Origin of the sequence: Pseudomonas oryzihabitans, assembly GCF_014522265.1 — a bacterium.
Lineage (GTDB): Bacteria > Pseudomonadota > Gammaproteobacteria > Pseudomonadales > Pseudomonadaceae > Chryseomonas > Chryseomonas aestiva.
Window position 1 is genome coordinate 2,903,437 of sequence record NZ_CP017024.1, and the last position, 19,478, is coordinate 2,922,914.

General features: G+C 66.9%; 21 protein-coding genes and 1 pseudogene. 7 read left to right on the plus strand and 15 right to left on the minus strand.

What is annotated here, in order from left to right; genetic code table 11:
* Nucleotides 1–171: 171 nt before the first annotated feature.
* Nucleotides 172–444, minus strand: a complete 273-nt coding sequence (locus BGI51_RS13390; RefSeq protein WP_133859905.1) for a BrnA antitoxin family protein — start codon at nt 442–444, stop codon at nt 172–174.
* Complete coding sequence (locus BGI51_RS13395) at nt 422–697, minus strand: BrnT family toxin (protein WP_133859904.1); 276 nt, start codon at nt 695–697, stop codon at nt 422–424. Before BGI51_RS13395 ends, BGI51_RS13390 begins: the two co-directional genes overlap by 23 nt.
* A gap of 249 nt (nt 698–946) precedes the next feature.
* Here BGI51_RS13395 and BGI51_RS13400 point away from each other — a divergent pair, with 249 nt between their 5' ends.
* Nucleotides 947–1,138, plus strand: a complete 192-nt coding sequence (locus BGI51_RS13400; RefSeq protein ID WP_133859903.1) for a hypothetical protein — start codon at nt 947–949, stop codon at nt 1,136–1,138.
* A 92-nt stretch (nt 1,139–1,230) separates the two neighbouring features.
* Here BGI51_RS13400 and BGI51_RS13405 read toward each other — a convergent pair whose 3' ends face one another.
* A complete protein-coding gene (locus BGI51_RS13405) occupies nt 1,231–2,037 on the minus strand; it encodes an SDR family NAD(P)-dependent oxidoreductase (protein ID WP_187978646.1) in 807 nt (268 codons plus the stop codon).
* Nucleotides 2,038–2,159: 122 nt separating this feature from the next.
* On the opposite strand from BGI51_RS13405, the gene BGI51_RS13410 reads away from it, so the two are divergent.
* Nucleotides 2,160–2,375: a DUF3820 family protein gene (locus BGI51_RS13410; protein WP_158892131.1), complete on the plus strand. Its 216-nt coding sequence runs from the start codon at nt 2,160–2,162 to the stop codon at nt 2,373–2,375.
* Here BGI51_RS13410 and BGI51_RS13415 read toward each other — a convergent pair.
* Together BGI51_RS13415 and BGI51_RS13420 are read right to left on the minus strand one after the other, a co-directional pair.
* Nucleotides 2,372–2,824 (minus strand): GNAT family N-acetyltransferase, encoded by a 453-nt coding sequence (locus BGI51_RS13415; RefSeq protein WP_187978647.1) that lies wholly within the window; start codon nt 2,822–2,824, stop codon nt 2,372–2,374. The two genes, BGI51_RS13410 and BGI51_RS13415, sit on opposite strands and share 4 nt — an antisense overlap.
* A gap of 2 nt (nt 2,825–2,826) precedes the next feature.
* Nucleotides 2,827–3,051, minus strand: coding sequence for a hypothetical protein (locus BGI51_RS13420; RefSeq protein WP_133859899.1), 225 nt, complete (start codon nt 3,049–3,051; stop codon nt 2,827–2,829).
* A gap of 123 nt (nt 3,052–3,174) precedes the next feature.
* Between BGI51_RS13420 and BGI51_RS13425 the strand changes: the two genes are divergently transcribed.
* The gene (locus tag BGI51_RS13425) at nt 3,175–3,588 is read left to right on the plus strand and encodes a VOC family protein (RefSeq protein WP_187978648.1); all 414 of its coding nucleotides are present in this window, start codon (nt 3,175–3,177) and stop codon (nt 3,586–3,588) included.
* Between the two features lie 31 nt (nt 3,589–3,619).
* On the opposite strand, the gene BGI51_RS13430 is transcribed toward BGI51_RS13425, so the two are convergent.
* Entirely contained in the window at nt 3,620–3,970 is a 351-nt protein-coding gene (locus BGI51_RS13430) for a 4a-hydroxytetrahydrobiopterin dehydratase (RefSeq protein WP_187978649.1), read from the minus strand.
* 162 nt (nt 3,971–4,132) lie between these two features.
* Between BGI51_RS13430 and acs the strand changes: the two are divergent.
* Nucleotides 4,133–6,090 (plus strand): annotated as a pseudogene (gene acs / locus BGI51_RS13435) (acetate--CoA ligase).
* Nucleotides 6,091–6,374: 284 nt separating this feature from the next.
* Entirely contained in the window at nt 6,375–7,337 is a 963-nt protein-coding gene (locus tag BGI51_RS13440) for a GlxA family transcriptional regulator (protein WP_133859895.1), read from the plus strand.
* A gap of 19 nt (nt 7,338–7,356) precedes the next feature.
* Here the strand turns inward: BGI51_RS13440 and BGI51_RS13445 are convergent, their stop codons facing one another.
* The 3 genes from BGI51_RS13445 to BGI51_RS13455 all read right to left on the minus strand — a co-directional run bounded on the left by BGI51_RS13445 (nt 7,357) and on the right by BGI51_RS13455 (nt 11,437).
* The gene (locus tag BGI51_RS13445; protein ID WP_187978650.1) at nt 7,357–9,921 is read right to left on the minus strand and encodes a bifunctional diguanylate cyclase/phosphodiesterase; all 2,565 of its coding nucleotides are present in this window, start codon (nt 9,919–9,921) and stop codon (nt 7,357–7,359) included.
* 176 nt (nt 9,922–10,097) lie between these two features.
* Nucleotides 10,098–10,778: a hypothetical protein gene (locus BGI51_RS13450; protein ID WP_133859893.1), complete on the minus strand. Its 681-nt coding sequence runs from the start codon at nt 10,776–10,778 to the stop codon at nt 10,098–10,100.
* Between the two features lie 59 nt (nt 10,779–10,837).
* Nucleotides 10,838–11,437: a short chain dehydrogenase gene (locus BGI51_RS13455; RefSeq protein WP_187978651.1), complete on the minus strand. Its 600-nt coding sequence runs from the start codon at nt 11,435–11,437 to the stop codon at nt 10,838–10,840.
* A gap of 97 nt (nt 11,438–11,534) precedes the next feature.
* On the opposite strand from BGI51_RS13455, the gene BGI51_RS13460 reads away from it, so the two are divergent.
* Entirely contained in the window at nt 11,535–12,446 is a 912-nt protein-coding gene (locus BGI51_RS13460; RefSeq protein WP_187978652.1) for a LysR family transcriptional regulator, read from the plus strand.
* A 586-nt stretch (nt 12,447–13,032) separates the two neighbouring features.
* Here BGI51_RS13460 and BGI51_RS13465 read toward each other — a convergent pair.
* The 5 genes from BGI51_RS13465 to BGI51_RS13485 all read right to left on the minus strand — a co-directional run bounded on the left by BGI51_RS13465 (nt 13,033) and on the right by BGI51_RS13485 (nt 17,922).
* Nucleotides 13,033–13,734: an ABC transporter ATP-binding protein gene (locus BGI51_RS13465; protein ID WP_007159574.1), complete on the minus strand. Its 702-nt coding sequence runs from the start codon at nt 13,732–13,734 to the stop codon at nt 13,033–13,035.
* Nucleotides 13,735–13,745: 11 nt separating this feature from the next.
* Nucleotides 13,746–14,513, minus strand: a complete 768-nt coding sequence (gene livG, locus BGI51_RS13470) for a high-affinity branched-chain amino acid ABC transporter ATP-binding protein LivG (protein ID WP_133859890.1) — start codon at nt 14,511–14,513, stop codon at nt 13,746–13,748.
* Nucleotides 14,510–15,766 carry a high-affinity branched-chain amino acid ABC transporter permease LivM gene (locus BGI51_RS13475; protein ID WP_187978653.1) on the minus strand — a complete coding sequence of 419 codons (1,257 nt, stop codon included), beginning with the start codon at nt 15,764–15,766 and terminating at the stop codon, nt 14,510–14,512. The genes livG and BGI51_RS13475 overlap by 4 nt, the downstream gene beginning before the upstream one ends.
* Nucleotides 15,763–16,686, minus strand: coding sequence for a high-affinity branched-chain amino acid ABC transporter permease LivH (gene livH, locus BGI51_RS13480; RefSeq protein ID WP_007159571.1), 924 nt, complete (start codon nt 16,684–16,686; stop codon nt 15,763–15,765). Before livH ends, BGI51_RS13475 begins: the two co-directional genes overlap by 4 nt.
* 114 nt (nt 16,687–16,800) lie before the next feature.
* Nucleotides 16,801–17,922, minus strand: coding sequence for a branched-chain amino acid ABC transporter substrate-binding protein (locus BGI51_RS13485; RefSeq protein WP_187978654.1), 1,122 nt, complete (start codon nt 17,920–17,922; stop codon nt 16,801–16,803).
* Between the two features lie 214 nt (nt 17,923–18,136).
* Between BGI51_RS13485 and BGI51_RS13490 the strand changes: the two genes are divergently transcribed.
* Entirely contained in the window at nt 18,137–18,445 is a 309-nt protein-coding gene (locus BGI51_RS13490; protein WP_187978655.1) for a DUF2288 domain-containing protein, read from the plus strand.
* A 44-nt stretch (nt 18,446–18,489) separates the two neighbouring features.
* Here the strand turns inward: BGI51_RS13490 and BGI51_RS13495 are convergent, their stop codons facing one another.
* Complete coding sequence (locus tag BGI51_RS13495) at nt 18,490–19,476, minus strand: aldo/keto reductase (protein ID WP_187978656.1); 987 nt, start codon at nt 19,474–19,476, stop codon at nt 18,490–18,492.
* Nucleotides 19,477–19,478 lie beyond the last annotated feature (2 nt).

Below are 19,478 nucleotides of genomic sequence, written 5' to 3' on the forward strand. Positions count from 1 at the left end.
TAAGCCGCAAAAAAGTCGAGGGGATCGGCGGGTGGTTTCCCGATGGAGCTGTGGCGGATGCTGACCCGAGGCCTTGAACGGCAGGTCAGGAAAAGCAGATAGGGAGCGCCCGACTCCTGGTTCGTCCAGGCAGAAGATGAACGCCCAGGGTCATGGCAAGGTGGCGCGCGCTCAGGATGGCGAATGTGTTTTCAGCCAATCCTTGAGCGCGGCATCCATGCGGGTCTGCCAGCCTGAACCCGTCGCGCGGAAGGCGTCGACAACGTGCGGGGAAAGCCGAATGGTGATGCGCTCCTTGGTGACGCTGGCTTGGGGGCGGCCACGACGCAGCTTGGCTTGCAAGGTCACCGGCAATGCACCGATGCGCACCGATTGCTCGACTTTTTCGTCGGTCCACTCCGGGTTTTCCACGTCGATCAATTCAGGATTGAGTGGCTTGCTCATAGCGTTTTACCTCGCGATTGTTTGCCTTGCGGAAGCTGATGACCCGGATGCCAGTGGCGGTTTCGGTGAACACCACGGCGTGCACCCGGCGCGCAATCAGGCCCAGGGCCGAATACCGTACTTCCGGATAGATCCTCCGGTCATCGACCCAGATCAGCGCCGTTTCGAAGTCGAAGTTGGCAACCCCTTCGAAGCTCAGTCCACGAGCGGCGATGTTGGCGATGTTCTTGGCCGGATCGAAGCTTATGTCCATGATTTATTGTATGTACATTAATTGAGGCCGGCAAGACGTCCTTGTACAGCGGATCCCACGGTAGGTGAGGCGGTCTGCCGCTAACGTCGACGAGCCTGGAGGAGGTGGCCTCGATAGCCGTCGAACATGGCTGACATCGTCCGCTCCAGCGCTTGGATACGAGCCCTTATGTCATCAGTGCCCGTGGCACACCCCACGTGCGCAAGCTACGCTTCGAGAGGCCACTCCCGGCCCTTGGAGGTGATCGTCATGCTCAAAGCTCTGTTCGCCGCGGTAGCCCTGACCCTCTTCGCAGCCGCCAGCGTCCAGGCGGCACCCTGCCGGGATGCCCACGGCAAGTTCGTCAAATGCGACACCACCAAGACCAAGGCCGCGCAATGCAAGGATGCCAAGGGCAAGTTCGCCAAGTGCGGTACGCCCGGAGCCACGCCGGTCAACTAGAGGCGGCCAGCCGGACGTCAGGCAGGGTCTTGGTCATGACGCCTCGCCTGACGTCGCCACCTGCGCCTGCCAGCGCCCCGGCGCAAGGGCCGCTAGTCCTTTTCCGCCGACCCCGGCTCCGACCAGGCGCGATGGCGCTCGGCCTTCTGCGCCTCGCTTTCCACCCGATTGAGCACCTCGCCCTCGTGCTGGACTTCGGGGCCGCCGCCATAGACATGGTCGAGGCCCTGCATCAGCGCGGCGTAGCCTTGGGCGGCCACCTGCACCGGATCGTTCTTGGGCCCGGCGCCGACGCTGGTGTCGTCTTCGCCGGCGCGGTGGAAGAAGTTGGTGTCGGTCTGGCCGGGCATGAGTACCGTGAGGGTCACGCCACTGTCCTTGAGTTCGTTGCGCAGGGCGAAGGCGAAGGAGTTGATGAAGGCCTTGGAAGCACCGTAGACGGCCTCGAAGGGAATCGGCGCCGTGGCCGAGATGGACGACGTGAAGAGCACCCGGCCACGGCCGGCGGCGACCATCTCCGGCAACACTAGCTTGGCCAGGTGCACGGTGGACATGACATTGAGCTGGATCAGCGCCATCTCGTCTTCCAGCCGCGTCTGGCCGACGAAGGCGCCGCCCAGGCCGACCCCGGCGTTGAGTACCACGACGTCCAGCGGCCGCCCCTGGCGGCGCAGGAATCTATAGGTCTCTTCCACGCCCACGGCGGTGCGCAGGTCAGCCGCATGACTCCAGACCTTGACTCCCAGGGCGCGCAATTCACGCTCGGCGGCGTCAAGGCCGTCGCCGCGGGAAACCAGCAGCAGATCATGGCCATGGCGGGCCAGCTGCTTGGCCAGTTCGAAGCCGATGCCGCTGGAGGCACCGGTAACGGCGGCCAGTGGCCGGGTAACATTGCTCATGCTGAAATCCTCTGCAGACCTGGTGTAGCTGGGATCGTCGCGGAGAGCTGGTGCTCCCCGCGGCCGACGGTTGACCCCTGACGGCATGGCATAATCGCCAGGCCGTGTAGAGGAGACAAGCGATGCAACCCGCGGATCTGGACGCCCTGGTGACCTGGACCATGCCCTATGGCAAGTACGCCGGCCGCCTGCTGGCCGACCTGCCGGGCCACTACCTCAACTGGTTCGCCCGCAGCGGCTTTCCACCTGGCGAGCTGGGCCGGTTATTGGCGCTGATGCAGGAGATCGACCACAACGGCCTCAAGCCGCTGCTCGATCCGCTGCGCCGCCGGCGCTAGTCCGCCAGGCGACGCATGTCGATATGGGGAATCCCGTCCTCGTCGTACACCGCTGAGCAGGGCGTGAAGCCATAGCGGCCATAGTAGGCCTGCAGATGAGCCTGGGCGGAGAGAAACAGCGAGCGCCCGGGCCAGCGCTCGGCGCAGACGCGCAGGGCTTCCCCCAGCAGCAGGTGCCCCAGCCCGCTGCCGCGGCCCTCGGGGGCGACGATCACCCGGCCGATCACCACGTCCTCGCGTACTGCCCCGAGCAGGCGCAGGTAGGCGTGCAACTGGTCGTCCCGCCAGCCGAACAGGTGCCAGACATCCGCTGCCAGATCCAGGCCATCGGCGTCGGGATAGATGCACTGCTGCTCCACCACGAACACCCGGGCGCGCAGCACCAGGGCGGCATAGAGCTCGGCGGTGGTCAGCGCTGGCGCGGCGCGGCAGCTCCACTGGAGGGTCATGGTCAGTCCTTGCGGCGGCCGGACAGCATGCGGAAGCGGTTGCGGTTGAGCAGCACGTAGCCGGTCAGCTGCAATCCCGCTGCGAACAGCAGGCTGCGCATGGCACCGGGTTCGGTGGGACGCGGACCCTGGTAGAGGCCATAGAGGGAGAAGGCCACGCCCAGCAGGCCAAGGATGAAGAAGACCAGGCCGATCTTGGTCAGGCGGGGGAGGTTGCGCAGATTCATGGGCATATCGTCAGAGGCGAAGGCCGCCACGCTAACCGTCCGCGCCGGGCTTGTCGAGCCGATAGGCAGGCGCGACGGACTGGTCTAACGTGGCTTGATGACCCCTGCAGCGGGAGAGCGTCCATGTTCAGCCATGTACAGCTAGGTGCGCGCGATCTGGAGCGCCTGATCGAATTCTACGACAGCGTCTTGCACGAACTCGGGCTGGTGCGCATGCCGGCGGAAGACGACGGTGGCCCGCCCGGGTGTGGCTGGCAGCGGCCGGGGCGGGAGTGGCCGCAATTCTATGTGCAGCTGCCGTTCAACGGCCTGCCGGCCTCCTGGGGCAATGGCGTCCAGGTGAGCTTTGCCGCGCCTAGTCCCGCGGCCGTGGAGGGGGCCTGGCATCGCGCCCTGCAACTGGGCGGCAGCGACGAGGGTGCGCCGGGCATCCGAGCGGGCTACGGACCGGACTTCTATGCCGCCTATTGCCGGGACCCGGAGGGCAACAAGCTGTGTTTCGTCCACGCCGAGGGATTGGCCGCCGCCTGCGACTAGCGTGTGGTCCGGCGATCCGGCGATCCGATGGTCAGACGTTGGCCGCCAGGGCGACTGCGTCGGTACGGGCGGCCATGATGAAGTCGTTGCGGTGCAGGCCGCCGATGTTGTGCGTCCACCAGCTCACCGTCACCGCGCCCCATTCGGTGAGCAGGGCCGGGTGATGGTCCTCGTCCTGGGCCTCGCGGCCGACGCGGTTGGTGAAGTCCAGGGCCTCGAGGAAGTTGCCGAAGGCATAGCGGCGTTCCAGCCGCGCAATCCCCTCGCGTTCCACCAGCGTCCAGCCGGGGACGGCCTTGAGCAATTCGCTGCTGGCGGCCGCGCTCAGGGCCGGCTCGCTGGAGCGGCAGGGGACGCAATGAGAGTGGGCGAGATCGGCCATGGGGCGCTCCTTGGGAAAGAAAGTCACGAAAGGGCAAGGGTAACAGACCCGCCGGTCAGCTCCCGGCGCCCCGTCCGACCATGGTCGAATGGTCCGAAACCGGTGCGCGCCGTACAACGGAAGGCAACAAGAACAACAGTTTCCCGCCGAGGAGATCGTCCCATGAGTGCCGCCTTCTACCCGGTCCGCGCGGAAGTCGCTTCCCGGACCCTGACCGATGAAGTCACCTATCGCCGGCTGTACCAGCAGTCCATCCTCAACCCCGATGGCTTCTGGCGCGAGCAGGCCCAGCGCCTGGATTGGATCAAGCCCTTCAGCCGGGTCAAGCAGACCTCCTTCGACGATCATCGCGTCGACATCCAGTGGTTCGCCGATGGCACCCTGAACGCCTCCTACAATTGCCTGGATCGCCACCTGGAAACCCGCGGCGACCAGACCGCCATCATCTGGGAAGGCGACGATCCGGCCGACAGCCGCCACATCACCTACCGCGAACTGCATCGCGAGGTCTGCCAGTTGGCCAACGCCCTGCGCGGCCAGGACATCCACCGCGGCGACGTGGTGACCATTTACATGCCGATGATTCCCGAGGCCGTGGTGGCCATGCTGGCCTGCGCCCGCATCGGCGCGGTGCACTCGGTGGTGTTCGGCGGCTTCTCCCCGAATCCCTGGCCGGCCGCATCAGCGACTGCCAGTCCAAGCTGGTCATCACCGCCGACGAAGGCGTGCGCGGCGGTCGCAAGATCCCGCTCAAGGCCAACGTCGACGAGGCCCTGACCAATCCGGCCACCTATTCGGTGCGCAAGGTGATCGTCTGCAAGCGCACCGGCGCCGACATCGCCTGGCACCGCCACCGCGACGTCTGGTACGAGGACATCACCTCGGTGGCGCCGGAACATTGCGAGCCCAAGGAGATGTCCGCCGAGGCGCCGCTGTTCATCCTCTATACCTCCGGTTCCACCGGCAAGCCCAAGGGCATCCTGCACACCACCGGCGGCTACCTGACCTATGCCGCCCTGACCCACGAGCGGGTCTTCGACTATCGCCCCGGCGAGGTCTACTGGTGCACCGCCGACGTCGGCTGGATCACCGGCCACAGCTACATCGTCTACGGCCCCCTGGCCAACGGCGCCACCACCCTGCTGTTCGAGGGCGTGCCCAACTACCCGGACGTCACCCGCATGGGCCAGGTGGTGGACAAGCACCAGGTCAACGTCCTCTACACCGCCCCCACCGCCATCCGCGCCATGATGGCCCAGGGCGATGCGGCCATGCGCGGCGTCGACGGCAGCAGCCTGCGCCTGCTCGGTTCGGTGGGCGAGCCCATCAACCCCGAGGCCTGGCACTGGTACTACAAGACCGTGGGCCAGGAGCGCTGCCCCATCGTCGACACCTGGTGGCAGACCGAGACCGGCGGCATCCTCATCAGCCCGCTGCCGGGCGCCATCGGCCAGAAGCCCGGTTCGGCGACCCGTCCCTTCTTCGGCATCCAGCCGGCGCTGGTGGACAACGAGGGCAACCTGCTCGACGGCGCCGTGGAAGGCAACCTGGTGATCCTCGATTCCTGGCCGGGCCAGTCGCGCTCCATCTATGGCGACCACGACCGCTTCGTCGACACCTACTTCAAGACCTTCAAGGGCATGTACTTCACCGGTGACGGTGCCCGCCGCGACGAGGACGGCTACTACTGGATCACCGGTCGCGTCGACGACGTGCTCAACGTCTCCGGCCACCGCATGGGCACCGCCGAGATCGAGAGCGCCCTGGTGGCCCATCCCAAGGTGGCCGAGGCCGCGGTGGTGGGCATGCCCCACGACCTCAAGGGCCAGGGCATCTATGTCTACGTCACCCTCAACCAGGGCGAGGAGGGCAACGAAGCCCTGCGCCAGGAGCTCAAGCAGTGGGTGCGCAAGGAAATCGGCCCCATCGCCACCCCCGATGTGATCCAGTGGGCGCCGGGTCTGCCCAAGACCCGCTCCGGCAAGATCATGCGGCGGATCCTGCGCAAGATCGCCGTGGGCGAATACGACTCGCTCGGCGACATCTCCACCCTGGCCGACCCGGGCGTGGTGCAGCATCTGGTCGGGACCCATCAGCAGATGAGCCAGGCCGTCGCCTGATCCGGCTGCCTCAGCGACCGCCCGCTATCGTCCAGGTAGCGGGCGGTTTCTTTTTTGGCGGTCCTGTAAGGACGTGTCGCCAGGGTAGAAGCCGCCGCCGTTGCGCTGGCGCTAGAATCGCGCCAGCCGGCGGGCCGCAGGGCACTCCGGTCCGCTACCCGGGGCAAAGGCCGGGACAGGGGCAGCGCTCCGGCGTACCATGCGTGCCACCCCACAAGGGTTTCATGGCGCGCGGGCCCCGGATCGGTCGCCCCCGCCGCTCTCGACAGGAAGCCAGACGTTAGATGACCATCCGCATCGCCTTTCTGCTGTGGCCCGACGTTCGTCCGCTGACCGTGGGCCTGGTCGAGGAAGCGCTGGAACTCGCCTCGCGCCATTCGAGCGATACGCCCTACGAGGTGCGCTTTCTGCAGGCCGGCAGCGAGTTGCAGCCGCGACTGCCGGGTGGCCACTGGGAAGGGCAGCTGGAACGCCTGGATCGGCTCTTCGTGCTGGCCGACGAACCCTCGCCGCCGCTGCCGCCACCGCTGGTCGCGGCCCTGCGCCAGACCGCCCGGGCCGGTGTGGTGATGGGCGGTTTTTCCGCTGGCGTGCACATCCTCGCCCAGCTCGGGCTGCTCGACGGTCATCGCGCCGCCGTGCATTGGCGCTGGCTGGAGGAATTCAGCGAGCAATTTCCCAAGGTCATCGCCACCCACCACCTCTACGAGTGGGACCGCGATCGCCTGACCGCCTGTGGCGGCCTGGCCATCCTCGATCTGCTGCTGGCCATGATCGGCCGTGACCGCGACGCCGAGCAGGCCGGCACCATCGCCGAGGAGCTGATCGTCGAGCGGCTGCGCGAAGGCAGCGAGCGACAGCGCATTCCGCTGAAGAATCGCCTGGGGTCGAGTCATCCCAAGCTGACCCAGGCGGTGATGCTGATGGAGGCCAACATCGAAGAGCCCCTCACCACCGACGAGATCGCCCAACACGTCTGCGTCTCCCGCCGGCAGCTGGAGCGGATCTTCAAGCAATACCTGGCCCGTGTACCCAGCCAGTACTACCTGGAGTTGCGGCTGAACCGGGCGCGCAAGATGCTCACCCAGACCAGCAAGTCGATCATCCAGATCGGCCTGTCCTGCGGCTTCTCGTCGGGACCGCATTTCTCCAGCGCCTATCGCAACTTCTTTGGCGTCACCCCCCGCGACGACCGCAACCAGCGGCGTGGCGCGGCGGGCGAGGGCAGCATGGTGGCCGAGCGCTAGGCGCCGAGCCCCTGCCGATTCAGCTCAGCGACTCGGTCGCCAGTTCGTCCAGCCAGGCGCCCAGCTGGTCGGCCGGCAGGGGCGCGCCGCAATGGAAGCCCTGGATCTCGTCCGCCGGCAGGTGCTGCAGCTGGCGCAGGTGCTCGGCGTCTTCCACCCCCTTGAGGGTCACCCTTAGTCCCAGCGAGCGGCCGAGATCGATCATGGCCCGCACCAGGGCGCTGTCTTCCGGCGCCTGATGGTGGCGGGCGATGAGGCTGCGATCCAGGCGGATGCCGTCCAGCGGATAGCGGCGCAGATAGGCCAGGGAGCAGAGGCCGGAACCGAAGTCGTCCAGGCACAGGCGTACGCCCAGGCCCTTGAGCGCGCCCAGGGTGTTGGCCACGTCGGCGGCCGGATCCAGCAGGGTGCGTTCGGTGAGTTCCAGCTCCAGGCGCGAGGCCGCCAGGCCGCTCTGGTAGAGCGCCTCGGCCACGGTCTGCACCGGATCTTCGTTGGCGTGGAATTGCTGCGGCGACAGATTGACCGACACCGAAAGTCGTTCCGGCCAGCCCTGGGCATCGTGGCAGGCGGTCTCCAGCACCCAGCGTCCCAGGCGCTGGCCGAGGCCGGCGTCCTCGGCCAGGGTCAGGAAGTCCAGCGGCTCCAGCAGCCCCTGGGTCGGATGCTCCCAGCGCACCAGCGCCTCGAAGCCACGCAGGCTGCCATCGGTCAGGCAACGCCGCGGCTGGTAGTAGAGGCTGAGGCGGTCATCGCGCAGGGCCTGGCGCAGGTCCTGCTCCAGGTGCCGGCGCAGCAGCACCTGCTCGTTCATGGCTGGCTCGTGGAAGCGCCAGGTGCCGCGGCCAGCGGCCTTGGCCTGGTAGAGGGCGATATCGGCCAGGCGCAGCAGTTCCGCCGGGATGCCGGTATCCCGCGGCGCCAGGGCCACGCCCAGGCTGCTGCCGATGAAGACCCGCTGCTGGCCGAGGCGGAAGGGTTGGCGCAACTGCTCCACCAGCCGTCGACAGAGGTCGGCGATGGCGCCCGGGTCGCGATCGCCGCTGAGCACCACGCAGAATTCATCGCCGCCCAGGCGGGCCACCAGGTCGGTGGCGGTCACGTTCTGCCGCAGGCGCTGCGCCGCTTCCTGCAGGACCTGATCGCCGGCGGCATGGCCGAGGGCGTCGTTGACCGTCTTGAATCTATCCAGGTCCAGGCTGATCAGCGCCAGGGGCCGCGGCTCCGGTCCTTCCAGGTGGGTGGCGAGAAACTGGTGCAGGCGATGGCGATTGGGCAGGCCGGTCAGGGGATCGTGCCAGGACAGGTGCTGGACCTGGGCCAGGGCCTCGATCTCGTCGGTGAGGTCGGTGACGGTGCCGCGATAGCCACCCTCGGGAATGGCCCGGGCGGCGACCCGACAGGTGCGTTCGCGGCCGTTGCCGTCCAGGTAGTGACAGACCAGCGGCGGCCGCGGCTTGCGGTCGTGCGCCTGGCCGGCGAGCCAGTGCGCCAGGGTGTCGGCATGGGGCGTCAGGAGTTCGTTGAGCGGTCGCCCCAGCCAGCGGTTGGTGGCTTCCCCGGTGACTTCGGCGAAGCGATCCGAGACATAGACCAGGCGCAGGGTGGAGTCGACCTCCCACAGCCAGTCCGAGGTGGCCTCGGCGATGTCGCGGAAGCGCCGCTCACCGATGGCCAGTTCGCTGCGACTGGCCAGCAGGTCATCGTACTGGGCATCCAGCTGGCGCATCGACAGCAGCGCCTGGCGAAACAGCCAGATCAGCCCCAGCAGCAGGATCAGCACCCCACCGCCGAACAGCGGCAGGGTCTGCTGCATCAGCCACAATCCCGGTCGCGGCGGGCGCCAGGTCAGCTGATAGCCGGAGCCGGGCAGTTGCCAGCTGGCACGGCTGCCAGCCGGGTCGGTGGTGATGCTCAGCGGCGGCAGGTTGTTGGCTTCGCTCAGGGCGGCCAGCCGGGCGGGACTCAGCACATTGACGAAGACCAGTACCGAGGCCGGCGCCTCCTGGGGGCGGACGCCGGCATGATCGCCCGGGGTGATGGCGGCGGCGGCCACCAGCGCCGGCATCCCGGCCACGGTCAGCACACCGGACACGCTGCCGGCGCGGGCGTCGGCGCTGCGTGCCGCTGCCAGCAGGCCGGCGATGTCGCCCTGCAGCCAGGGCGTAGCGGGATCGGCCAGTTGGCCATTGAGCAGGCGATAGCGGGGGCGGTCCTGGCCGTCGAATACCAGCACCCCTTCGTAGCCATAGACGCGGTACAGCGATTCGCCGAGGTTGCCCTGGTCGTAGGCCCAGTCGGGGTCCAGTTCCTGATGCAGGCGGCGATAGGCCTCGTCCCATTTGCTGTAGTCGATCAGGTTGCGGGCGACCTCTTCGTCGAGGCGGGTAAAGGTGCGACCGATCGCGCGTTCGGTGTGCTGGGCGACGGTGGCATCCTGGCGCACGGCATTGTCGACCAGCAGATAGCAACCCAGGCCGATAAGGCCGAGGAGCAGTACGCAGAGCGCCGGGAACAGCCGCAGGAGGACGGTATGGCCCCGCCGACGCGGTAAGGCGCTGCGGGACGCGGGAGATGTTGGCATGCCTGGACCCTGGCTGGATGAGCGTTCCTGTGGCTTCGCTCGGCGCGACCCGGAGGTGGCCAAGCGAAGCGGATGAAGCCTTGCCGTCGCTAGACTAGCCCCTGGGGGCGCACGACGCTAAACGTAAAGCGGAAGATGCCAAGGGGATCGCGCTAAGCATCGCGCGAACGCCCGACTTAGGTGGGGTTGCCGGCACCACCGTAGAAGGCACAGCCCTGCCAGGTCTGGCCATTGATGCGCAATTCGGCCTGCAGTGACTGCACGGTGCCGGTCCGGCCATCCACGCAGCGCCGGGGATTGATCCACAGCTCGACCTTCTCGCCATTGGCCTCGGTGGACAGGGCGCGCATGCCGCCGGGCAATTCTTCCTGCACGAAGGGCAGGGCGCGGCGCTGTTGGCCGGCGGTACTGACCAGCATGCCCTGGTTGCTGACCTGGACGCTCCAGTCCGGTCCATGGCCACCGGCATTCATGGCGGTACGCTTGAAGTTGGGATCGCTGCAGCCCGGACCGCTGTACTGCACGCGGTAGACGTCGGTGACGGCGAACACGCCCTGGGCGCCATCGCGACCGCCGGACTTGAGCTTGCCGCGCAGATCGGCGAACAGCGAAGCGGCACCGCTGTCGGCGGCCAGTTCATGGGCATCGCGCAGGATGGCGGTGTTGTTGGCGTCGGTGACGTCGAAGAAGCGCTGTTCCTGGCAGGGGCGGAACAGCAGCTGGTCACCGTTCCAGCGCAGATCGCCCTGCAGGCGCTCGCCGCCCGGTGCACGCGGGGTGTCGTCGCTCTGGAACAGGCTGCAGCCGCCGAGGAGGCCGAGCAGGGCAAGGGGAAAGATGGCACGCGGCGCAGGCATCGCAGGACTCCGACTGAGGTGGGCACACGTTACTCAGACAGCGCCGCGAGCTCAAGGACTTACCAGACGCGATAAGTCTTGCCGGTTTCCCGCCCTTCCACGCTGCGTTCGTAGGCCAGGGTAGCCTCGGCCCCCGATACCGCCTTGAAGCCGCGGAAGAAATCGCCGTAGTGCCCCAGCGATTCCTCCAGCACCGTCGGACTCACGGCATTGATCCGCTGACCCCGCGGCAGCTCGATGGCCGCGCCGCGGACGAAGCCCTCCAGGGCGGCATTGACCATGGCCGCCGAGCTGCCCTGAGCGATGGGCTGTTCGCTGAGGATGCCGGTGGTCAGGGTAAAGGAGGCACCCTCGGCCGCCTGGGTCTGGCCCAGCAGCACCAGATTGACCTGGCCCATCAGCTTGTCCTGCAGGCCCTTCTGATAGGCCTCGGGCGTCATCTCGGTGAAGGGGGCGAAGGTCACCGACCCCACCGCGCTGACCAGGGCGTCGAAGCGCCCGACCTGGGCGAACAGGGCGCGGATGGAATCCGCTTGGGTGATGTCGACCTGCAGATCGCCGGATTGGCGGCCAACGCGGATCAGCTCGTGGCGGTTGCCCAGGCGTTCGGCGATGGCGCTGCCCAGGGTACCGCTGGCACCGACGAGGATGATTTTCATGAGGCGACTCCGTGAAGGGAAGGAGTCTCCAGCCTAGAATGGCGCATTGCCCTGATAAATCACCTGAATGGCAATCCAGTGTTTCCCGGAGGAAACGATGCAGGACGATTTCGCCGATCTCGCCGCCTTCGCCATCCTCTGTGAAAGCGGCAGCTTCACCCGCGCCGCCGAGCGCCTGGGCTGCAGCAAGGGGCAATTGTCGAAGCGCATCCGGGCGCTGGAGGTGCGCCTGGAGACCCGCCTGCTGCACCGTACCACCCGACGTCTCGATCCCACCCCTGCCGGACGCGCCCTGCTGCCCGAGGCGCAGGCCCTGGTGCGCCAGCGCGAGCGGGCCCTGCAGAGCGTGGCCCGCCTGCAGGAGGAGGCAGCCGGGCCGGTACGCCTGACCGTTCCGGTGTCCCTGGGCTACACCTTTTTCGAGGTGCTGCTGGCCTGTCGCGCCACCCATCCCGCCATCCAGCTGGACCTGGTGCTGGACAACGGCTATCGCGACCTGGTGGCCGAGGGTTTCGACCTGGCGATTCGCGCCCGGCTGGACCCGGACGAACGTCTGGTCGCGCGACCGCTGTTCGCCATGCAGGAGGTGACCTGCGCGGCACCCGCCTATCTGGCCGGGCGCGAGGTCCCCCAGGCGCCCGAGGAGCTGCTCGGCCACCGCTGCCTGGTCAACAGCCACTATGCCAAGGGAGAGGTCTGGCTCTATCACCGCGAGCACCGACTCGACCGCGTGCAGGTAATCCCCAGCCTGGCCTGCAATCACTACAGCCTGCTCAAGCAGGCCGCCCTGGCCGGGCAGGGTATCGCCCGGCTGCCCTCGTTCATGGTGCACGAGGAGCTGGCCAGTGGCGCCCTGGTCTGGCTGCTCAGGGACTGGCGCACCCCCAGCCAGCCGCTGTTTCTGGTGCATCCCTACCAGGGTGGCCTGCCCAAGCGAACACGGGTGGTGGCGGAAGCCCTGAGCGACTGGTTCGAGCGTAGTCGGCAGCGCCTGGAGGCGTTGGGGTAGCGGAGCCGATGAGCTGAACGCTGGTGCGGATAGCTCCCTCTCCCCGCGGGAGAGGGCTTGGGTGAGGGCACTCTTCGCCAGGAAGCCCCGGTGGAAAAGGCTGCGCCGTTTTCCACGCTACGGTGCTGTTGGGCTTCGACGGTGGAGCCAACTTACGTGGCGCACAGATAGCCCCCTCTCCCTGCGGGAGAGGGCTGGGGTGAGGGCACTCTTCGCCAGGAAGTCCCAGTGGAAAAGGCTGCGCCGTTTTCCACGCTACGGTGCTGTTGGGCTTCGACGATGGAGCCAACCTACGTGGCGCACAGATAGCTCCCTCTCCCCGCGGGAGAGGGCTGGGGTGAGGGCACCCTTCGCCAGGACGCCCCGGTGGAAAAGGCTGCGCCGTTTTCCACGCTACGGTGCTGTTGGGCTTCGACGATGGAGCCGTCTCAACCCAACCTACGTGGCGCACGGATAGCCCCCTCTCCCTGCGGGAGAGGGCTGGGGTGAGGGCACCCTTCGCCAGGAAGCCCCGGTGGAAAAGGCTGCGCCGCTTTCCACGCTACGGTGCTGTTGGTCGAGGCATGTGGGGCGGCGACGGGGTGACTCAACCGCCCAGATAGGCCTTGCGCACGTCCGGGTTGGCCAGCAGCTCGGCGCCGCTGTCCTGCATGACGATGCGGCCGTTCTCCAGCACGTAGCCGCGGTCGGCCAGTTTGAGTGCCTGGTTGGCGTTCTGCTCGACCAGGAACACCGTCACCCCATCCTGGCGCAGCTGTTCGATGATCTCGAAGATCTGCTGGATGATGATGGGCGCCAGGCCCAGCGACGGCTCGTCGAGCAGCAGCAGGCGCGGCTCGCTCATCATCGCCCGGCCGATGGCGAGCATCTGCTGCTCGCCGCCGGACATGGTGCCGGCGCGCTGGGCATAGCGCTCCTTGAGGCGCGGGAAGAGGCCGAGGACCTTCTCCAGCTGGCGGTCGTAGGCGTGCTTGTCGGTGAAGAAGCCGCCCATGGCCAGGTTCTCCTCCACGGTCAGACGGGCGAATACCCGGCGACCCTCGGGCACCACCGCGATGCCCTTGCGCATGATCTGCGCGGTTTCCTGGCCGACCAGCTCCTCGCCTTCGTAGCGGATGCTGCCGCCGTGGGCCCGCGGGGTACCGCAGAGGGTCATCAGCAGGGTGGACTTGCCGGCCCCGTTGGCGCCGATCAGGGTGACGATCTCGCCCCGGTTCACCTGCACGCTGACGCCATGCAGCGCCTGGATCTTGCCGTAGAAGGTGGAGACGTTGTCGAACTGCAGCATGGTGGTCTCCATCAGGATTCGCCCAGGTAGGCCTTGATCACGTCGGGGTTGTTGCGGATCTGCTCCGGCGTCCCGTCGGCCAGGGGGGTGCCCTGGTTGATCACCACGATGTGGTCGGAAATGCTCATCACCAGGTGCATGTCGTGCTCGATCAGGAGCACGGTCACGCCGTGCTCGGCGCGCAGCAGCGCGATGAGCGCCTTGAGGTCCTCGGTCTCGCGCGGGTTGAGGCCGGCGGCCGGCTCGTCGAGCATGAGGATCTGCGGGCGGGTCATCATGCAGCGGGCGATTTCCAGGCGGCGCTGCTGGCCGTAGGCGAGGTTGCCGGCGTTGCGGTTGGCGAATTCGGTGAGGTTGACCTGCTCCAGCCAGAAGCGCGCATAGTCCATGGCCTCGGCTTCGCTCTTGCGAAAGGCCGGGGTCTTGAACAGCCCGGCCAGGAAGCCGGTGTTGAGGTGGCGGTGCTGGGCCACCAGCAGGTTCTCCACCGCGGTCATTTCCTTGAACAGGCGGACGTTCTGGAAGGTGCGCACCACGCCCTTGCGGGCGATCTTGTGCCCGGGCAGTCCCTGGATGGCTTCGCCATTGAGCAGGATCTCGCCGCCGCTGGGCCGGTAGAAGCCGGTCAGGCAGTTGAACACCGTGGTCTTGCCGGCGCCATTGGGGCCGATCAGCGAGACCACCTGGCCCTGTTCCACGCGGATGTTGACGCCGTTGACGGCCAGCAGGCCGCCGAATCTCATGGATAGGCCGGAGACATCGAGAAGGGCTTGGCTCATTTGTGCAACTCCAGGTGCGGGCGTTGCATCGGGAGCAGGCCTTGCGGACGCCAGATCATCATCACGACCATCAGCAGGCCGAACATCAACATGCGGTATTCGCTGAATTCGCGCATCAGCTCCGGCAGCAGGATCATCACGATGGCCGCGAGGATCACGCCGAGCTGGGAGCCCATGCCGCCCAGCACCACGATAGCCAGGATGATGGCCGATTCGATGAAGGTGAAGGATTCCGGCGACACCAGGCCCTGGCGCGCGGCGAAGAAGCTGCCGGCGAAACCGGCGAAGCAGGCGCCCAGGGTAAAGGCCGAGAGCTTGATCAGCGTGGGATTTAGACCCAGGGCGCGGCAGGCGATCTCGTCTTCGCGCAGGGCTTCCCAGGCGCGCCCGATGGGCATGCGCAGGAGGCGGTTGATCACGAACAGGGTCAGCAGCACCAGCAGCAGGGCGATCAGATAGAGGAAGATCACCTTGTATTCGGAGTTGTAGGGGATGCCGAAATACTCGTGGAAGGGCGTCATGCCCTCCGGCGCCCGGCGTTCGAAGGTCAGGCCGAACAGGGTCGGTTTTTCGATGCCGCTGATGCCGTTGGGGCCGCCGGTCCACTGGGTGAGGTTGCGCAAGAGGATGCGGATGATCTCGCCGAAGCCCAGGGTGACGATGGCCAGGTAGTCGCCGCGCAGGCGCAGCACCGGGAAACCGAGCAGGAAGCCGAACAGCGCCGCCATCAGCCCCGCCAGCGGCAGGCAGACCCAGAAGCCCAGGCCGTAGTAGTGGGAGAGCATGGCGTAGGTGTAGGCGCCGACGGCATAGAAGCCGACGTAGCCCAGGTCGAGCAGACCGGCCAACCCCACCACGATGTTCAGGCCGAGGCCGAGCATCACGTAGATGAGGATCAGGGTGGCGATGTCCACCGCGCCGCGCGAGCCGTAGAAGGGCCACACCAGGGCGATCAGCACCAGGCCGAGGATCACCCAGCGCTGGGTCTTGGGTTCGGTGAGCTTGGTGCCCAGGCCGGTGGCCGGCAGCTGCAGGCCGCCATTGCGGCGCCAGCCGGCGGTGAGCGGGTCACGCACCAGTTGCCAGACGAACATCAGTACCGCAGCCAGGGCCACGATCCAGAGGGTGCGCGGCGGGGCGCCGTGCACTTCCAGGTTGACGCCTACCGTCTCCAGCTTGAGGCCGAGGATGGGATAGGCGACGGCCAGCACCAGCAGGGCGCTGAAGAAGGCGGTTCGCAGACGGGCACTCATACCTTTTCCACCTCCGGGCGACCGAGGATGCCGGTGGGGCGGAACAGCAGCACCAGCACCAGCAGACTGAAGGCCACCACGTCCTTGTACTGGTCACCGAAGACGTCGGCGCCAAAGGCCTCGGCCACGCCCAGCACCAGGCCGCCGAGCATGGCGCCGGGGATGCTGCCGATGCCGCCGAGCACGGCGGCGGTGAAGGCCTTGATACCGGCCAGGAAACCCAGACTCGGATTGATCACGCCGTACTGGATGCCCAGCAGCACCGCGGCCACGGCGGCGAGGGTGGCGCCGATGACGAAGGTCAGGGCGATGATGCCGTTGGTGTTGATGCCCAGCAGGTTGGCCATCTTGATGTCCTCGGCGCAGGCGCGGCAGGCGCGGCCCAGGCGGGAGCGGGAGATGAACCAGGTGAGGCCGAACATGGTGAGCAGGGTGACGATGAAGATCAGCACCTGCACATAGGAGATCACCACGCCGTTCATGGCGTCGGTGCCGATGATGAAGTTGCCCGGCAGCAGGTTGGGGATCGACTTGTCCTTGGAATCCTGGGCCAGCAGCACCCAGTTCTGCAGGAAGATCGACATGCCGATCGCCGAGATCAGCGGGATCAGCCGGTTACCGCCACGCAGGGGGCGATAGGCGATGCGTTCGATGCTGTAGCCGTAGGCACTGGCGATGATGATGCTGGCGCCAAAGGCGGCGAGCATGACGATGGGCAGGCTGTGGATACCCAGCATGGCCAGGCCGGCGATGGCGATGAAGGCCACATAGGAGCCGATCATGTACACCTCGCCATGGGCGAAGTTGATCATGCCGATGATGCCGTAGACCATGGTGTAGCCGATGGCGATCAGCGCATAGGTGCTGCCGACCGTGAGGCCGTTCACCAGCTGTTGCAGGTAGTGGTAGAACTCGGGCATGGGTGTCTCCAGGGGACCTTGGTGCACTTCTGGTGCGGGTCCCAGGCCTCGGATGGAGGCGGATAAACGAAGCCCACCGCCGTTGGCGGTGGGCTCCGGTGTTACAGGCAGGGCTTACTTGGCTTCAGTCTTGGTGCCGTCGGCGTGCCATTCGTAGACCACGAACTCGAAGTTCTTCAGGTCGCCTTTCTCGTCGAACGCCAACTCACCGGTGGGGGTGTTGAAGGTGTTGCTGCGCAGTGCCTTGGCCACGTCCTCGGGCTTCTCGTCGCCCGCCTTCTCGATGCCTTCGGCGATGACCTGCACGGCGGCGTAGGAGGGGAACACGAAGGGACCGCTCGCATCCTGCTTCTTGTCCTTGAACGCCTGCACCAAGGCCTGGTTCTTGGGATCCTGGTCGAAGGAGCGCGGCAGGGTGACCAGCAGGCCTTCGGAGGCCTTGCCGGCGATGGCGGAGATGGAGCTGTTGCCCACGCCTTCCGGACCCATGAACTTGGCGGTCAGGCCCTTCTCGGCCGCCTGACGCAGGATCAGGCCCAGCTCGGGGTGGTAGCCGCCGTAGTAGACGAAGTCGACGTTGGCCTGCTTGAGCTTGGCGATCAGCGAGGAGAAATCCTTGTCGCCGGAGTTGATGCCCTCGAACACGGCGACCTTGACGCCGGCCTTGTCCAGGGTCTGCTTGACCGCGGTGGCGATGCCTTCGCCGTACTGCTGCTTGTCGTGGATGACCGCGACGATCTTCGGCTTGACGTGCTCGACGATGAACTTGCCGGCGGTCGGGCCCTGCATGTTGTCCAGGCCGATGGTGCGGAAGATCAGCTTGTAGCCACGGCTGGTGATGTCGGGGCTGGTGGCCGCCGGGGTCACCATCAGGATGCCTTCGTCCTCATAGATGTCTGAGGCGGGCTGGGTGGAGCTGGAGCAGAGGTGGCCGACAACGAACTTAACGCCATCGTTGACGATCTTGTTGGCAACCGCCACGGCCTGCTTGGGATCGCAGGCGTCGTCGTAGATCACGCCTTCGAGCTGCTTGCCCTTGACGCCGCCGGCCTTGTTGATCTGCTCGATGGCCATCTGGGCACCAATGAACTCCATGTCACCGTACTGGGCGACCGGACCGGTCTTGGGGCCGGCCAGACCGATCTTCAGGGTGTCGGCTGCCAGGGTGTGGCTGGCCATGCCGGCCAGGGCCAGGGCCGCGACCAGGCGGGAGAAACGCAGAGTTGCCTTTTTCATGAGTGCTCCACTCGGAATGCTTTTATTAATGAGGCAGTTGGAAGCGAAAATGTGCCGATTTTGTTCTTTATGACGCGCCGCGCAGTTTAATCACCGTCTGTTCGTCTTGGAAAGCTGGCGACGACAACTTGTCGGATCTGTGGCCCGTGCGTCCGGGCGCTCGGCAAGCGGGGAGGGCAACGGTAGAATCCGCCCTTTTCGCGAGGCCCGCACCATGACCGATCACGCAACGCGCTACGCCACCCTGCTCGGGCAGACCGCCGCCATCGGCTGGGAAGAATTGCAACCGCATTTTGCGCGGGGCGTGCTGCTGGAAGTGGCGCCCGAGCTGGACCTGATCGAAGCGGCCATCGCCGTGACCCAGGACGAGGCCGCCCGGGTGGGTCTGTGGCTGCAGCAGGGCCAGCTGGCCAAGGTCGACGAAGACCGCGCAAGGCGCCGGCTGGAAGCGCCCGAGGTGCCCCTGTGGGCGGTGGTGGTGGCGCCCTGGGTGCTGATGCAGGAGCGTCCGGCCGAGCGCTGAAACGCAAGGGCCCGCGCAAGGCGGGCCGTTGTTGACGGGGTGGCTCAGCGTTCGCTGTCGAGATCGCGCAGCTGGTGTTCGCCGTAGCGATCGCCAGCCACGGCGTCCGGTGGCAGCAGGCGTTCCAGTTCGGCGCGATCCGCAGCGCTCAGCGTCACCTCCAGCGCCCCGAGGGATTCGTCGAGCTGACCGCGGCGGCGGGCACCGACCAGCGGCACGATGTCGTCGCCCTGGGCGGCGACCCAGGCCACCGCCAGTCGGGCCGGGGTGGTGCCCCGGTGTTCGGCGAACTGCTTGAGGCCTGCCACCAGCGCCAGGTTTTTCTCCACGTTGCCCGGCTGGAAGCGCGGACTATGAGCGCGGAAGTCGCCGCTGCCCGAGGGTTGGCGCCAGTGACCGCTGAGCAGGCCACGGGAGAGCACGCCATAGGCGGTGATGCCGATGCCCAGTTCGCGGCAGGTTGGCAGGATCTCCGCCTCGATGCCGCGCGAGACCAGCGAATACTCGATCTGCAGGTCGCAGACCGGATGTACCGCGGCGGCCCGCCGCAGGGTCTGGGCGCCCACCTCGGAAAGGCCGATATGGCGGATGTAGCCGGCCTGCACCAGCTCGGCGAGGGCGCCCATGGTGTCCTCGATGGGCACCTGGCGATCCAGCCGTGCCGGGCGATAGATGTCGATGTGGTCCACACCCAGGCGCTTGAGGCTGTAGGCGACGAAATTCTTGATCGCCGCCGGCCGGGTGTCGTAGCCCAGCCACTCGCCGCCCGGACCGCGCAGGGCGCCGAACTTGACGCTGATCAGCGCCTGGTCGCGTCGACCGCGCAGGGCTTCGCCCAGGAGCAGTTCGTTGTGGCCCATGCCATAGAAGTCACCGGTGTCGAACAGGGTGACGCCGCGTTCGAGGGCCGCCTGGACCGTGGCGATGGCCTCGCCACGGTCGGCGCTGCCATAGAGATCGGACATGCCCATGCAGCCCAGACCAAGGCTCGATACTAGGGGGCCCTGCTGGCCCAAGCGACGCTGTTGCATGA